Raw genomic sequence first — 15,071 nt, forward strand, 5'->3', positions numbered from 1 at the left:
AGACCCGCTCGGTCAGACCCGCTCGGTCAGGGCCAGCAAGATGGTGGGCACGGACTCGGAGAGCCGCTCGGTGAAGGTGCGCTCGTCTCCCGCGAGCACCGCCCGGGCCTCCCCGCTCGCGCACAGCTCGGCGATGACCCGGACCGCCTCCTCCGCGTCGATGGTGAAGCGCCGCCCCGCGCTGTCGAGGGCCTCGACGACGATCTCGGTCAGGTCGGCGAAGAACTCGTCCTGGTAGCGCAGGTAGTCGGCCGCGATGGAGTGGTCGCGGAGCGCCATGAGCTGGAACTCGGCCTGCACCAGCCACCAGCGCCGGTCGTCGGACTGCAGTTCGAGGATGCGCGTGATCGTCTGCAGCACATCCTGGTCGCCGAGGCGGGCGTTCCCGTCGCCCACGAGCGGGGTGAGGAACTGGGTGACGCCGGTGTTCAGCTGTTCCAGCCGGATGGTCTTCTCGCGGTCCATGAGCGCGAAGAACAGCTCCTCTTTGCTGGAGAAGTTGGAGTAGAAGGCGCCACGGGTGAACCCGGCGGCCTCCGCGATCAGCTCGACGCTCGCGGCACGGACACCGTGCTCGGCGAACACGTCGAAGGCCGCGTCGAGCAGGCGCGCGCGGGTGCGTTGCCGCCTCGCCGACTCGGTGGGCGCATCCTCGCGGGCCTCTGCCGCCGCGTCGTCACTGAGAGTCGTGCTGTCCAAGCTGAAACCTTCCTGAATCCAACTTACGATACAGAAGTGTATCGGATACGGTCATGTATGGATACAACGGTGTATCGAACACCTTTGATCACTTTCGGTACTCACCCACTGGAGAACGCGTGTCCTCGCTTCTGTATTCGGTCGGCCGGTGGGCCTACCGCGCCCGCCGCCTGGTCGTCATCATCTGGATCGCCCTTCTCGCCCTCCTCGGCGGCGGCGCGCTCCTGTTCAACCAGGGCACAGACAACAGCTTCAGCATTCCGGGCACCGAGTCGCAAGAGGCTCTCGACACGCTGAGCCGCACATTCCCGCAAGTCAGCGGCACCACGGCGCAGATCGTCGTCGTCGCTCCGGAGGGTCAGACGGTCGACGACGCCGACATCAAGCAGCCGGTCGAGGATGCGGTCGACTCCATCAAGGACATCGACGGCGTCTCCAGCGCCAGTTCCCCCTATTCGGCGCAGGTGAAGAACCTGATCTCCGACGACCGCTCGGCCGCCATCATCACCGTGCAGCTGAAAGGTCAGATGACCACGGTGACCGCCGAGACGAAGGATGCCGTCAAGGCGGCCGGGGCGGACCTCGCGAAAGAGCTGCCCGACGGATCGAAGTCCGCCGTCGGCGGCCAGCTCTTCTCGCAGAATCTGCCCACGCTCTCCGTCATCGAACTGATCGGCGTCGGCGTCGCGCTGGTCGTCCTGATCCTGACCTTCGGCTCGTTCCTAGCGGCCGGGATGCCGCTCCTCACGGCCATCCTCGGCGTCGCGCTGTCGATGTGCCTGATCTTCATCGCGACGCTCTTCGGCTCGATCTCCTCCACCACGCCGATGCTCGCGCTCATGCTCGGGCTCGCGGTGGGGATCGACTACTCGCTGTTCATCATCTCGCGGCATCAGGCGCAGCTGAAGGCGGGTGTCCCGCCGGAGGAGTCGACCGCCCGTTCGGTCGCGACGGCCGGCTCCGCTGTGCTCTTCGCCGGGATCACGGTCATCATCGCGCTCGCAGGGCTCGCTGTGGCGAACATCCCGTTCCTGACGACGATGGGCCTGGCTGCGTCCGTGGCCGTCGCGGTCGCGGTGCTGGTCGCGCTGACGCTGACGCCGGCGATGCTCGGGTTCGCCGGGGCGCGGCTGACCCCTGGGCGCCGCAAAGCCGCACGGGATGCCAAGCGGAAGTCGGCGGAGACGGCGGAGGGAACGGCCGTCGAGCCGACGCCGACGCGTGCACCCGCACCCGCACCCGCACCCGCACCCGCTGACGCTGACGCGACCGCACCGTCCTTCGCGCACGCGGCCAAGGCCGACATCCCACCCGGATTCTTCCGCGGCTGGGTCCGCGCGGTCACCCGCTTCCCGATCGTGACCGTCGTCGCGGTGATCGTCGCGCTCGGCATCGCCGCCCTCCCCGCGCTGCAGCTGCGGCTGGCGCTCCCCGACGCCGGCTCGCAGCCGGAAAGCTCATCCGCACGCGTCGCCTACGACCTGGTCTCCGAGCACTTCGGCCCCGGCTACAACGGCCCGCTGATCGTGACCGGCTCCATCATCTCCAGCACCGACCCGGTCGGGCTCATGACGAAGATCGGGGATGAGATCGCCGACCTCCCCGGCGTCGCCTCCGTGCCGCTCGCCACTCCGAACGCGACCGCTGACACGGGCATCGTGCAGGTCGTGCCGACCACCGGTCCCGACGACGCGAAGACGGCGGACCTCGTCGCCGAGATCCGGTCGAAGCACCAGCACTTCCTCGACGAGTACGGGGTCGACCTCAAGGTGACCGGAAACACGGCGGCGCAGATCGACGTGTCCTCGCGGCTGGGCGGGGCCCTGCTGCCGTTCGGCGTGCTCGTCGTCGGACTCTCGCTGATCCTGCTGACGATGGTGTTCCGCTCCATCGCGGTGCCGATCAAGGCGGCGCTGGGCTACCTGCTCTCGGTGGGCGTCGCGTTCGGGGCGGTCACCGCCGTGTTCGAGTGGGGATGGTTCGCCGACGCCCTCCACGTCGACAAGACCGGGCCGATCATCTCGTTCATGCCGATCATCCTGATGGGCGTGCTCTTCGGCCTGGCGATGGACTACGAGGTCTTCCTGGTCAGCCGCATCCGCGAGGACTACGTGCACGGCGGCGAGGCGCGGCGCGCCATCCAGAGCGGGTTCGTCAGCTCGGCGAAGGTCGTCACCGCGGCCGCGATCATCATGATCTCGGTGTTCGCCGCGTTCGTGCCGGAGGGCGACGCCTCGATCAAGCCGATCGCGTTGGGGCTCGCCGTCGGCGTCTTCGTCGACGCGTTCATCGTGCGCATGACGCTGGTGCCGGCCGTGCTGCAGCTGCTCGGAGACAAGGCCTGGTGGATGCCGCGCTGGCTCGACCGCATCCTGCCCTCCTTCGATGTGGAGGGCGACGGCCTGCAGAAGGAGCTGGAGCTCGCCCACTGGCCCGAGGGCGCGACCGGCCTGGTGGCCGCGGCGGACGGGCTCGGAGTCAGCACGCGGAAGAAGCGCCTGGTCGGAGACGTGTCGTTCCGGCTCGCCGACGGCGAGGTGCTCGTGGTGCACGGCGACGACCGCACCGCCGCGCTCGCCCTCCTCATGGCGGTCACCGGGCACACCCCGGTCGACACCGGAACCGTCAAGGTCGCCGGATTCGTATTGCCGACCCGCGGCTCGGCGGTGCGTGCGCGCACCTCCCTCGTGCGGATGGAGGCGTCCGAGACGCCCGTCGGCGACATCCGGCTGGCCCTCGCCGGCCGTCCGCAGCTGCTGGCGCTCGACGCCGTCGACTCCGTCACCGACCCCGTCGAGCGTCGTCGCATCCGCGCCGAGCTCACCGCGGCGCTGAGCCGCGCCCGGGTCGAGGAGCGCCCGTTCGCGCTCGTGGTCTCGTGCGTCGACCCGGCCGGACTCGACGATCTGCTGCCCGACAGCGCCGAGCCGACGGCCGTCGACCTGGATGCCGCAGCCCGACCGGCGCGTCGTCCGGACGTACCCGCGACGGACTCCGCGGACACCGACCTCACCGACCCCGACCGTGCCGAGCACGGCGCCCACCTCGAGAAGGCTGACGCCCGATGACCACCCCCACCTCTCCCCTGCGCCGCCCGGGTTCGCTGTTCTCGCTGGAGCGGATGCGCTCGGACAAGCGCGTCACGTGGCTGACCATCGCCGGCATCCTGCTGGTGCCCATCGTCATCGGCGGGCTGCTGGTGTGGGCGCTCTGGAACCCGACCGAGCGCCTCGGCGACGTCAAGGCGGCCGTGGTCAACCTCGACCAGCCGGTGAAGGTCAACGGCCAGACGGTGCCGCTCGGCCGGCAGCTCGCGGCGGGCCTCCTCGACACCAAGAACGACAACTTCGACTGGGTGCTGACGGACAAGAAGGATGCGGATAAGGGCATCGCGAGCGGCGAGTACGTCGCCGTGGTCACTGTCCCGGAGAACTTCTCGAAGGCGGCCACGTCGACCGCCGGCGCCGCGGCCGACGCCACCCGGGCGACCATCGACGTGCGCACCAGCCAGCAGTCGAAGCTCGTCGACCCGGCGATCAGCCAGGCCGTCACCACGACCGCGACCGCGGTCCTGAACAAGCAGCTCACCTCGACCTACATCGCCAACGTCTACGTCGGGTTCAACACGCTCGGGGAGCAGCTCGGCAAGGCGGCGACGGGAGCCGATCAGCTCTCCAGCGGACTGACGCAGCTGGCGAGCGGGACGCATCAGCTGGCCGACGGCGCCGCGCAGCTCTCGACCGGGGCGTCGTCACTGGCGGGCGGGATCTCGCAGCTCTCCGACGGCACGTCGCAACTGTCGGACGGCCTGAACACTCTCGCGTCGAGCGGAGCGCAGGTGCAGAGCGGCGCGCAACAGCTGTCGGACACGGCGGCCACCGCATCCACGACCCTCAGCCGGGCGACGACGGGGATCAACACGGCTGTTGCGCAGAACTGCGCTCCTCCGATCGTCGACCCGAAGCTCGGTGCGCTCTGCACCCAGCTCTCGGCCCAGCTGACCGACCTCAACACGGCGCAGGCGTATGGCGCGGGCCTCGCCCCCGGAACGCAGACCTTCGCCTCGCAGCTCGGGCAGTACACCGGCGGCGTCACCCAGTCGGCGTCGGGAGCCTCGCAGCTCGCCTCCGGCGCCTCTCAGTCGGCGGACGGCGCCCAGCAGTTCGCCACCGGCGTGCAGCAGCTGAGCGCCGGCATCCCGGCCCTGGCCACCGGTGCCGACCAGTCGGCGTCCGGGGCGGCATCCCTCGCCTCGGGCCTGCACACAGCGGTGAAGCAGCTGCCCAGCTACGACAAGGGCGAACGGACCAGCCTCGCCGACGTGGCTGCACAGCCGGTCGGGCAGAAGACCTCCGGCGACACCCCGTTCGGCACCTCCAGCATCCCGCTGTTCGCCGCGGTGGCGCTGTGGCTCGGGGCGCTGGCGACCTTCCTCGTGCTGCAGGCGCTGTCGCGGCGCGCGCTGCTGACCTCCCGCGCCGCCGGCCGGATCGCCCTCGACGGGTTCCTGCCCGCGGCGGCGCTCGGGGTCGTGCAGGGCGTGCTGGTCGCCGGGATCATGGCTCCGGCGCTCTCGCTGGACGTCGGCCACTGGTTCGGCTTCGCCGGACTGGCCGCTGCGGTCGGGATCGCGTTCGCCGCCGTCAACCACGGCCTGGTCGCCCTCCTCGGCGGCGTCGGGCGGTTCCTGTCGATGCTCGTCGTCGTCGTGACGCTCGCCTCCGGCATCGTGTCGACCGCGCCCAGCTTCTTCGACGCGGCCCTGCCCTGGCTCCCGACGTCGTCGGCCATCACCGCGATGCAGGGCGCGATCGACGGCTCAGCGGACGCGTGGCGCGGCCTCGGCGGACTGCTCCTCTGGGCGGCGTTCGGCTTCGCGCTGGCCCTGATCGCCGTAGCCCGACGGCGGGTGGTCAACGCCGCGCGTCTCCTGCCCGCTGAATAGACCCCCCTGAATAGCCCATCCAGTTGGCGCGACACGCCGTCCGGCGCACCCGCGCGACGGCGTGTTGTGTCACCTAGACGGTGAAAGCCAGGGCCAGCGTCGCCAGGACGACCGTCACCGGCGCGACGATCAGGCCGAGCAGGACGTAGCGGCGCCACCGGATCTCCACGTCGAACGATGTCAGCCGCTGGTGCCAGAGCAGGGTGGCCAGCGACGCCCACGGCGTGATCAGCGGGCCCGCATTCACGCCGATCAGCAGCGCGGCGAGACGCGCTGGGCTCTCGGCCACCGGCTCCAGCGCCAGGTACGCCGGGAGGTTGTCGATCGCATTCGCGCCGACCAGCCCCGTGAGTGACAGCCGCAGGAGGGCGAGCGGCGACTCCCCCGTCCCGGAGACGGTCGCCACCAGCGTCCCGAGATCCTGCGCGTGCAGCGCCTCGATGAACAGGAACAAGCCGGATGCGAGCAGCACCAGCTGCCAGGGCAGCAGCCCGAAGCGCACGACGCTCCGCTTGCGGACGAGGAACACCACGGCGAGTAGCACCGCAGCGATGCTGGTCGGCAGCCACACCGGCAGGCCGGAGACGAGCAGCGGGATGAGGGCCACGACGACCGCGGCCGAAATCCAGAACAGCACCGGGTCCTCGATGCCGTCTTCGTCGCCGGTGACGTACCGGACCAGCAGCGATCGCCGCGCGATGAGGAACACCACCACCATCGGGACCACCATCGCCACCAGCGCGGGAGCCAGCATGAGCGACGCGAAGGCGGCGGGGGTCGGATCCCCCATCGCGTGCTGGGCCAGCAGGTTGGTGAGGTTGGAGACCGGCAGCAGCAGGGAGCCGGCGTTCGCCATCCACACCGTCGTCAACGCGAACGGCAGCGGGTTCAGCCCCGCGTGACGCGCCATCACGATGACCACGGGCGTGAGCAGCACCGCGGTCGTGTCGAGCGACAGGAAGATCGTGCTGAGGGCCGCGACCACCACGACGAGCAGCCAGAGCGCCCAGGCACGGCCGCGCCCCCAGCGCGCCGTCTGCTGGGCCAGCGCGGTGAACACGCCCGCCTCCGCGGCGAACTCGGTCACCACGGTGATGGCCACGACGAACAGCAGGATGGGCCACACGCGATCCCACAGCTCGATGGCTTCGGGAACGGGCAGCAGCCCGGTGGCGACAGCAACCCCACCGAGCGCGAGGAGCACGGCGCCGACGATCGCGGTGCGCATCCTCCTCCTCCCGGTCCGGACCTAGGAAGCGTACGCTACGGGGCGACATCGAAAGGAACAGGATGCGCAAGTACCTCTTCAACGGCGCGGTGATCAGCGCGGCGTTCGGTCTGTGGACCACGGTCCAGTCGTCCAAGAAGGGCGTCCGCGACTGGCGCGTCCCCCTGATGTGGATCAACGCCGCGATCTCGCTCGCCCTGGCCGTCGGAGCGGTGATCCAGGAGTCGCAGGAGGCGTCCGAGCGCGAATCCAAGCCCCTCGGTGCACGAAAGGGCCGTTGACCCGCTGATTTCCGCAAAAACTCCCGGCGTGTCCGGCGGGTTCGCGCGGCTTCCGTCCATGACACTTGTATTCAGGTGAACCTGGAAGGGGTTGCGCGATGTTTGGTCGTAGGCGGCACGCCGCCGTAGTTCCGGTGGCTCCAGTCCCTCAGTTGACGGACGCTCAGATCCTCGAACTCGTGCACACCAAGGTTGCCGAGTTGATCGGCGTGAACGGCGAGTGGACGGTCATCCGCCGTGCGCACGACGACACCGACACCATCTTCCACTCCATCCTCGCCCAGTCGGTCTCGGTGGGCATCGCTGCCGCCCTGGCTGAAGCGCGCCGCCGGCTGGAAGCGGGCGAAGCGCTCTCCGAGCCGCAGCACCTGGCCCCCTCGGTCGCGGATGCGCCCGCGCCGGTCGAGGCCGCCGAGGTCGTCCCTGTCCCGGCAGCGGCCGCCGTCGAGGCTCCCGCCGCCGTGGTGGACGCCCCCGTCGCCGAGGCCCAGCCCGCCGCCTTCAGCTGGGAACCCGCGCCGATCACCCAGTGGACCGACCTGCGGAAACCCGTGACCGGCGAGTTCCCGCTCGTCTCGGTCCGCTCCGCGGCCTAGACGCCGACCGAAAAGCGCGCCTCGGCCTCAGCCGAGCTCCTTCCAGCCCTCGGGCCCCTCCGACCCCGCCGGGTACTCCTCGAGCGGCACGCGTCCGTCGTGCCATGCCTTCAGCACGGGCTCGACGATCCGCCAGCACTCCACCGCCGTGTCCGCGCGGACGGAGAGCGTCGGGTCGCCGTCGAGGATGCCCTCCAGCACCTCGCCGTAGGCCAGCAGCGCGCCGGGACCGAAGTCGGCCTGAAGTGATGCGCGCTCCAGCTCGTACGGGTCGTCCGACCCATTGATGTTGACCTCCAACGACATCCGGTCCGGAGCGAACATGAGTCGTAGCTTCGCCGGCTCCATCGTTCCCGTCAGCCCGCTCGGGATGCGCCGGGCCGGCGCGAAGGTGATCACCATCTCCCGGCGCCTGCCGCCGAGCGCCTTCCCGGAGCGGAGGGTGAACGGCACGCCCTTCCAGCGCCACGTGTCGATCTGGAAGGTCACCTCGGTCAGCGTCTCGGTCTCGCGGGACCGGTCCACCCCGGACTCGTCCGCGTACGCCGGCAGCTTCTTGCCGTCGATCTCGCCTGCCGCGTACCGGGCCCGACGGCTCGCGGTGACCGGGTCGTCGTTCCAGACCCGCGTGGCGCGCAGCACGAGCTGCTTGGCGTCGCGCAGGTCCGGCGCACCCAGGGTCGAGGGTGGCTCCATCGCGAGCACGGCCATCACCTGCAGCAGGTGGCTCTGGATCATGTCCATCAGGGCGCCTGCGGTGTCGTAGTACCGGGCACGCCCCTCCAGGGCCAGAGTCTCGTCGTAGATCACGTCGACGCGCTCGATGTGCAGGCCGTCCCAGATCGGCTCCAGGATGCTGTTGGCGAAGCGCACGCCCAGGATGTTGAGCACACTGGAGCGACCCAGGAAGTGGTCCACCCGGTGGATCTGGTCTTCCGGCACCAGCCGGGCGAGCTGCTCGTTGAGCCGGATGGCGCTCTCGCGGTCGGTGCCGAACGGCTTCTCCAGGGCGAGCGTGAGCCCCTTCGGCAGGTCGAAGCTGCCGAGCGCATCGCACGCCTTCGCCGTGATCGCGGGCGGGAGGGCGAAGTACAGCGCGGGCACACCCTTCGCCTCACCGAGGAGTTTCTTCAGGTCGTCGGCGCTGGTGGCATCCCCCTTGAAGTAGCGGGTCTCCTTCAGCAGCCGGTCGACCGCCTTCCCCTTCGCATCGACCGTCGCGAACGACTTCTTCACGAGGGAACGCCACGCGTCGTCGTCGAGGTCGTCGCTGCTCGAGCCGATCAGCGTGAACGCCCGGTCCGGCTGGCCGGTGAGCAACTGTCCGATAGCGGGGAGGAGGAGCCGTGACGTGAGGTCGCCGGATGCTCCGAGAATCACAAGAGTGTCCACGGACTGCGTCATGCCGATCACAGTACGTCCATACTGGGAATATGTCGCTCCCCATCGAGGATTACGCCCTGATCAGTGACTGCTTCACCGGGGCGCTCGTCGGCAAAGACGGCAGCATCGACTGGCTGTGCTTCCCCCGGTACGACTCGCGGTCCATGTTCGGCGCGCTGCTCGGCACGGAGGACCACGGGCGCTGGCTGGTCGCGCCGACCGACGCGTCCGCGACAAGCACTCGCCACTACGAGGAGGACACCATGATCCTCGTCACCCGGTGGCGCACCACCGAGGGCGAGGTCGAGGTGGTGGATGCGATGCCGATGGGCGACCACCGCGCCGATATCGTCCGGCGCGTTCGCGGCGTCAGCGGCCGGGTGCACATGCGCCAGGATCTCCGCATCCGGTTCGGCTACGCGGATGCGATGCCGTGGGTGCGCCAGGACAAGACGGACCGCCCGCATTCGTTGATCGCCGTCGCCGGCCCCGATGCCATCGTGGTGCGCGGCTCGCAACTGCACCCCGCGAATCACGCCCACCAGGGCGAGTTCACGGTGCGCGCCGGCGAGATCGTCGACCTCACGATGACGTGGTTCCCGTCGCACCGCGACGCGCCCGTCGCCCTCGACGTCGACACCGCCCTGCAGAACACCCGCGAGTGGTGGACCGGGTGGGCGAAGGGCTGCGCGCACGAAGGGCCGTACCGCAGCGAGGTGGTCCGTTCGCTGCTGATCCTGCGCGCGCTCTCGCACCTGGAGACCGGCGGAATCGTCGCGGCGGCCACCACCTCGCTGCCCGAGGCGTTCGGCGGCGAACGCAACTGGGACTACCGCTATGTGTGGCTGCGAGATGCGTCGCTCACGATCGGGGTGCTCCTCTCGCACGGCTACAACGACTACGTGGACCACTGGCGCGACTGGCTGCTGCGCGCGATCGCGGGCGACCCCGGCGACGTGCAGATCATGTACGGGCTCGCCGGCGAGCGGTACCTGGGTGAGCGCACCATCGACAGCCTCCCCGGCTACCAGGGCGCGCATCCCGTGCGGGTGGGCAACGACGCCTCCAACCAATTCCAGGCCGACGTGATCGGCGCGGTCATGCTCGGGCTCGACCACGGCCGCCGCGCAGGGAACACGGAGACGCGGTTCTCGTGGGCGCTGCAGCGCGCGCTGATGGGTTACCTGGAGGCGCACTGGCGCGAGCCCGACCACGGCATCTGGGAGATCCGCGACCACCCGCAGCAGTTCACGCACTCCCGTGCGCTGGTCTGGGCCGCCTTCGACTGCGCCATCCGGGGCGTCGAGCAGTACGGCCTCGACGGTCCGGTGGAGCGCTGGAAGCGGGAGCGGGACGCCATCCGCGCCGACATCGAGGCGAACGGCTGGGACCCGCACCGCGGCACCTACGTGCAGCACTACGGCACGACCGAGGTGGATGCGTCCCTCCTTCAGCTGGCCCAGGTCGGCTACGTCAGCGCCGACGACCCGCGGATGCTCGGGACGGTCCGCGCGCTGGAGGAGGACCTCCTGAAGGACGGCCTGCTGCTGCGGTATCGCACCGAGTCAGGGGTGGATGGACTGCCGCCGGGCGAGCACCCCTTCCTGGCCTGCTCGTTCTGGCTGGTGGAGCAGTACGCGACTTCCGGCCGGAAGGAGGACGCCGTCCGGCTCATGGACCGCCTGGTCTCGCTGGCCAACGACGTCGGTATGCTCTCCGAGGAATACGACGTCGACGGCCGGTCGCACGCGGGCAACACCCCGCAGGCGCTCACCCACCTGACGCTGGTGCGCGCGGCGGACGCGATCGCGGGCATCCCACTGTGGCCGTCGTCGTGACCGACGCAGGAACTCTGGAGCAGACGGGCACCGACGAGCTGTTGGAGCTCGGCTCCCCGTGGGTCACGATCGTCTGGAACGACCCGGTCAACCTGATGAGCTACGTCACCTACGTGTTCCAGACCTACTTCGGCTTCCCGAGGGCGGAGGCGAGGCGCCGGATGATGCTGGTGCACACCGAGGGCCGCGCAGTGGTCGCCACGGGAACCCGCGAGGAGATGGAACGGCACGTGGAGGCGATGCACGAGTACGGCCTGTGGGCGACGCTGACGAAGGCGGACGCGTGACACCGTTCCGCCGGCGCCGGGACGGTCGGGTCACGGCATCCTTCTCGTTCGAGGAGGGGCAGCTGCTCCGCTCGCTCGCCGAGGAGGCCGTCGAGCTCGCTCGGGCGGCGGCCCACCCGGAGAACCAGCTCGCCGACCCCGCCCTCGGCCGTCTGCTGCCGGATGCGTACCCGGACGACCCGGAGGCGTCCGCCGAGTTCCGCCGATTCACGGCTGCGGGCCTCGCCGACCGCAAGGAGCGCAACGCCGAGGTGGTGAGGGAGTCGCTCGCTCAGCCCGCCGACGGCACGGTGAAGGTGGTCCTCGATGACGCGCAGGCCAGCGCCTGGCTGCGCACCATCACGGACCTGCGCCTCGTGCTCGCCGCGCGGCTCGGCATCCGCGAGGACGGCGACGAGGGCGACGTCCACGACGAGGAGTCCGCGATGCAGCGCGCCGTCTACGACTGGCTCGCCGGCGTGCAGGAGCTGCTGGTAATGGCGCTGCAGCGGCGCCGCTGACGCGCCCTTTCGTCACAGCCCCACCCCACAATTCAGGCCAGGCCCTTCCCACCGAGTAGCGCGGGAGTTCCCTCGTTCAAGCCGCTCGAGGGCTGCATTGAGGCCATGTCTGGTCACGCCTGATGCGGGTCTTTAGGCAGTGTGCTGGTTGCCTTGCCTCAGGAGGATCACACATGAGCAAGAAGGTTGCGGTCGATGTCGACCGGTTGCGGACGGGTGCCGCATCGTTGGCGGATGCGGGTGCGGTACCGGCGGCGTCGGTGTTGCAGCTGGGGGATGCGGGTTCGCCGCGGGCGGATGCGGTGCACACGCAGTTCGAGATGTATTGGTCGTCGGGGCGGTCGGCCGTGGTGGACAGTGTGGATGCGTTGACCGCGGTGCTGCGGTCGGCGGCGGACGCGTATGTGAGCCGGGATTCGGAGAGTGCTGCGGCGTTCGGGTCGGGTTCTCGTGCGTTCTAGTCTTCGGGATTGGTCGCCGGTGGGGTTCGGGGCGGATCCGACGCCGGGGAATCTGGATGCGGTGGCGGCGTGGATGGCGGATCTGCAGAAGCGTTCGGAGTGGTACCGGCAGCGCGGTAACACGATGGATGAAGTGCTGGGGGTGCTGGATGCTCCGGCGTGGTCGGGGCTTGCGGCGGATGCGTTCCGGCAGCGGTTGCGGGTGGTGCGGGATGCTGCCCGGGTCGCCTCGACGCGGCATTCGGAGGCGGGTGCGGCGTCGAAGGGGTGGGCGCAGGCTTTGTTCACTCTGCAGCACAAGGCGGACAACGCGCTGGAGGAGGCTGTGCAGGCGCAGGCGGATCTTGCGGCGGCGCAGGCGGCGCAGGCGGCGCTGGCCGGGGATCACACTGCGTTGCTGGACGCGTTAGAGGCGCTGCAGCGGACCTACTCCACGTATGCCAACGCCGCGCCGCCTGCGGGGACGCCTGCGCCGACCGGGTTGGAGTTGGCTGCGGCACGTCGCCAGGCCGAGACGGTCGGGGATGAGCTTTCCCGGGCGGGGCGCTCGGTCGAGGAAGCGCAGCAGTGGCTGGACCAGGCGCGTAGGGATGCGCAGGCCGCGCAGGCCGAGTACAAGCATGAAGAGGACACCTTCGTCCGGACGATGGGCGACACCCTGTCCGGGGCGCTGGAGCATGCCACTGCCCCGGACTTGAAGCAGTACACGTCCGCGGTGGGGAAGCTGACCAGCATCGAGAAGCTGGACACCGCCACAGTGTCGCCGCTGATGGGTGTGCTGTCCCGGTTGACCCCGGCGGAGCTGAAGCTGCTGCTTGCCGGTGACCCGTCGCTGGTGCAGCAGTTCTGGGAGCACCCGCCGGCACCGGAGATGGTAGCGGGCTGGTGGAACGGCCTCACCCCGGAGGTCCGCACCGCGCTGATCCAAGCCGCGCCGGGAATCTTCGGCAACCTGCCCGGCCTGCCGTACTCGGACCGGGACAGGGCGAACCGGATCAGCTACAAGGAGGCGATGAAGGACCCCAACCTCACCGCGGAGCAGCGGGCCGTGCTGGACAAGATGAAACGGGCCCTCAACCCGCCTGCCGATGATGTTCCGGTTCAGGTTGTGGCGTTCAACCTGTATGCGAAGCCGCCGATGGTGGCCGTCGGCTACGGTGACCTCGACGCTTGCGAGAACACGACCTGGTGCGCGTCGGGGATGGGTTTCGGGGCGAAAGACGCGCTCGACTCGTGGAGCGACGCTGCCAAGAACCTTTGGAACACGCAGAAGTACCGTATGGGTGTGGGCAGCCCGGGGGTGATCGCGTGTCTGGAGTATGACAACCCGGATGTGGTCGGGGTGAACTTCCGCGACGCGGCGAAGAAGGGGGCGTCCCGGTTCGCGGCCGAGCTCGACGGGAACGCCGCCGCCCGGGCCGTGTTCGGTCCCGGCCCTGCGCCGATCACGGTCACCGCGCACTCCTACGGCACCACGATGGCCGCATGCGCGCTCACCCTCACCCACACACCAGTCGACGCATTCGTCATGGTCGGCTCCGCCGGAATCGACATCACCCTTGTCCCCTCCCTCGCAGCCGTCCATGCCGGGAACATCTACACCACCGCCGCGACCGGGGACCACCTGGCACCCTTGGGTTCAGCTGTGTCCGGGCGGGCTGAACCCAACCCGGGAGTCGCCGATTCGCTGAACCCCGCGATCGGCGGAGCGGAATCGTTCTCCTCCGACGGCGACGGAAAAGACCTGGAACCGGTCGACGGGCACAACCCGCTCGGCACCAAGGGCAGCAGCAAACCCGGCGGGCTCGGCAACGCGGAACCCTCCGAAGACCACGGCTACTTCGATCCCAACACCCAAGCGCTCTTCAACATTGCCGCGACCACCTCCGGGCAACCGAACAAAGTGAACGGGGGTTTGACTGATACGGGTGCGGCGGCCGCAGAGCACAACCGTCAGGTCACCGAGAACATCGACCGGTTGTCCCGCCAGACCGGGCTGGGTCGATGATGACCCGCATCCGCCCCACCATCCTGCTCGTCGCACTTGTCGCTCTCACTCTTGGAGGTTGCACCATGACCACCCCACCACCGGCCGGCCCGCAGAAGACCGGGCAACAACTCCGCACCGAAACCATCACCGCGATGAACGCCGCCATCACCGCCTCCGGCCTCCCCGACGGGTGGGGGAACAGCTGGACGCCCGGGGCTAGACAGTGGGACCCGGACACCCGAGAGTTCATCGGCGCCAGCTGCAGCGTCGGCTCCGGCGACCGCAAACGCTTCGAGCTTCACCAGGCCCATCTCCCGGTCGGGGACCCGGTTGCCTTCGCCCACAAAATGGGGGATTACTGGAAGACCCAGGGCTATGCGGTCTCCACGGTGGCTCAGGCTGGCGGCCTCATCGATATCCGGGTCGACCGGGAGGACGGCAGCCTCTATGGCGGCGTCGCCGCCAGCGACACCGTCTTCACCCTCGACTCCTTTTCGGAGTGCTCCACCGACCCCACCCTGAGCATGTTCGCAGGGCCGACCGGCTACCGCGCCTTCGACGACGAAGACCCCAACCCGTACCATCCCACCAAAAGCCCATCCGTCACCCCGTACCCCTTACCGGGGCGGTCAGCTGACGTGCATACGCATCCTGACGCCCGCAGCAGCATGGTGCACGGGGAGGACGATTTCGCCTGGTGACCGCGCGGTCATCCTCCATCGGGTTTTAGCCGAGCGGATTGATTGGGTGGTCGTCGAGTGGTGAGAAGATGCGCCAACTTGTGCCGAGTTGCGACATCAACTCACTACTCGACGGATGACCTGCGGTCCCGACCTCTTCGTCGGGAGCGACTTTGCCGGGTA

At 69.4% G+C, this 15,071-nt stretch carries 13 protein-coding genes; 10 read left to right on the top strand and 3 right to left on the bottom strand.

What is annotated here, in order from left to right:
* Positions 1 to 12: 12 nt before the first annotated feature.
* The gene (locus AB4Z18_RS10490; protein ID WP_441782618.1) at positions 13 to 699 is read right to left on the bottom strand and encodes a TetR/AcrR family transcriptional regulator; all 687 of its coding nucleotides are present in this window, start codon (positions 697 to 699) and stop codon (positions 13 to 15) included.
* A gap of 119 nt (positions 700 to 818) precedes the next feature.
* On the opposite strand from AB4Z18_RS10490, the gene AB4Z18_RS10495 reads away from it, so the two are divergent.
* Entirely contained in the window at positions 819 to 3,767 is a 2,949-nt protein-coding gene (locus tag AB4Z18_RS10495; protein WP_441782619.1) for an MMPL family transporter, read from the top strand.
* The gene (locus tag AB4Z18_RS10500; RefSeq protein ID WP_441782620.1) at positions 3,764 to 5,644 is read left to right on the top strand and encodes a YhgE/Pip family protein; all 1,881 of its coding nucleotides are present in this window, start codon (positions 3,764 to 3,766) and stop codon (positions 5,642 to 5,644) included. The genes AB4Z18_RS10495 and AB4Z18_RS10500 overlap by 4 nt, the downstream gene beginning before the upstream one ends.
* 73 nt (positions 5,645 to 5,717) lie before the next feature.
* On the opposite strand, the gene AB4Z18_RS10505 is transcribed toward AB4Z18_RS10500, so the two are convergent.
* Complete coding sequence (locus tag AB4Z18_RS10505) at positions 5,718 to 6,872, bottom strand: SLC13 family permease (protein ID WP_441782621.1); 1,155 nt, start codon at positions 6,870 to 6,872, stop codon at positions 5,718 to 5,720.
* 62 nt (positions 6,873 to 6,934) lie between these two features.
* On the opposite strand from AB4Z18_RS10505, the gene AB4Z18_RS10510 reads away from it, so the two are divergent.
* Complete coding sequence (locus AB4Z18_RS10510; RefSeq protein WP_441782622.1) at positions 6,935 to 7,153, top strand: hypothetical protein; 219 nt, start codon at positions 6,935 to 6,937, stop codon at positions 7,151 to 7,153.
* A gap of 152 nt (positions 7,154 to 7,305) precedes the next feature.
* A complete protein-coding gene (locus AB4Z18_RS10515; RefSeq protein ID WP_441782623.1) occupies positions 7,306 to 7,749 on the top strand; it encodes a hypothetical protein in 444 nt (147 codons plus the stop codon).
* Between the two features lie 27 nt (positions 7,750 to 7,776).
* Here AB4Z18_RS10515 and AB4Z18_RS10520 read toward each other — a convergent pair whose 3' ends face one another.
* Positions 7,777 to 9,153 (bottom strand): glucose-6-phosphate dehydrogenase, encoded by a 1,377-nt coding sequence (locus AB4Z18_RS10520; RefSeq protein ID WP_441782624.1) that lies wholly within the window; start codon positions 9,151 to 9,153, stop codon positions 7,777 to 7,779.
* 29 nt (positions 9,154 to 9,182) lie between these two features.
* Between AB4Z18_RS10520 and AB4Z18_RS10525 the strand changes: the two genes are divergently transcribed.
* From AB4Z18_RS10525 to AB4Z18_RS10550, 6 genes are all read left to right on the top strand, one after another.
* Positions 9,183 to 10,970 (top strand): glycoside hydrolase family 15 protein, encoded by a 1,788-nt coding sequence (locus tag AB4Z18_RS10525; protein ID WP_441782625.1) that lies wholly within the window; start codon positions 9,183 to 9,185, stop codon positions 10,968 to 10,970.
* A complete protein-coding gene (clpS, locus tag AB4Z18_RS10530; protein WP_441782626.1) occupies positions 10,967 to 11,257 on the top strand; it encodes an ATP-dependent Clp protease adapter ClpS in 291 nt (96 codons plus the stop codon). The genes AB4Z18_RS10525 and clpS overlap by 4 nt, the downstream gene beginning before the upstream one ends.
* On the top strand, positions 11,254 to 11,757 hold the full coding sequence (locus tag AB4Z18_RS10535; RefSeq protein ID WP_441782627.1) for a DUF2017 domain-containing protein: 504 nt from the start codon (positions 11,254 to 11,256) through the stop codon (positions 11,755 to 11,757). The genes clpS and AB4Z18_RS10535 overlap by 4 nt, the downstream gene beginning before the upstream one ends.
* Positions 11,758 to 11,930: 173 nt before the next feature.
* Positions 11,931 to 12,218, top strand: a complete 288-nt coding sequence (locus tag AB4Z18_RS10540; protein ID WP_441782628.1) for a hypothetical protein — start codon at positions 11,931 to 11,933, stop codon at positions 12,216 to 12,218.
* 73 nt (positions 12,219 to 12,291) lie between these two features.
* A complete protein-coding gene (locus tag AB4Z18_RS10545) occupies positions 12,292 to 14,226 on the top strand; it encodes an alpha/beta hydrolase (protein ID WP_441782629.1) in 1,935 nt (644 codons plus the stop codon).
* 65 nt (positions 14,227 to 14,291) lie between these two features.
* A complete protein-coding gene (locus tag AB4Z18_RS10550) occupies positions 14,292 to 14,909 on the top strand; it encodes a hypothetical protein (RefSeq protein ID WP_441782630.1) in 618 nt (205 codons plus the stop codon).
* Positions 14,910 to 15,071 lie beyond the last annotated feature (162 nt).

The organism is Leifsonia sp. 2TAF2 (assembly GCF_052115085.1).
Lineage (GTDB): Bacteria > Actinomycetota > Actinomycetes > Actinomycetales > Microbacteriaceae > Leifsonia.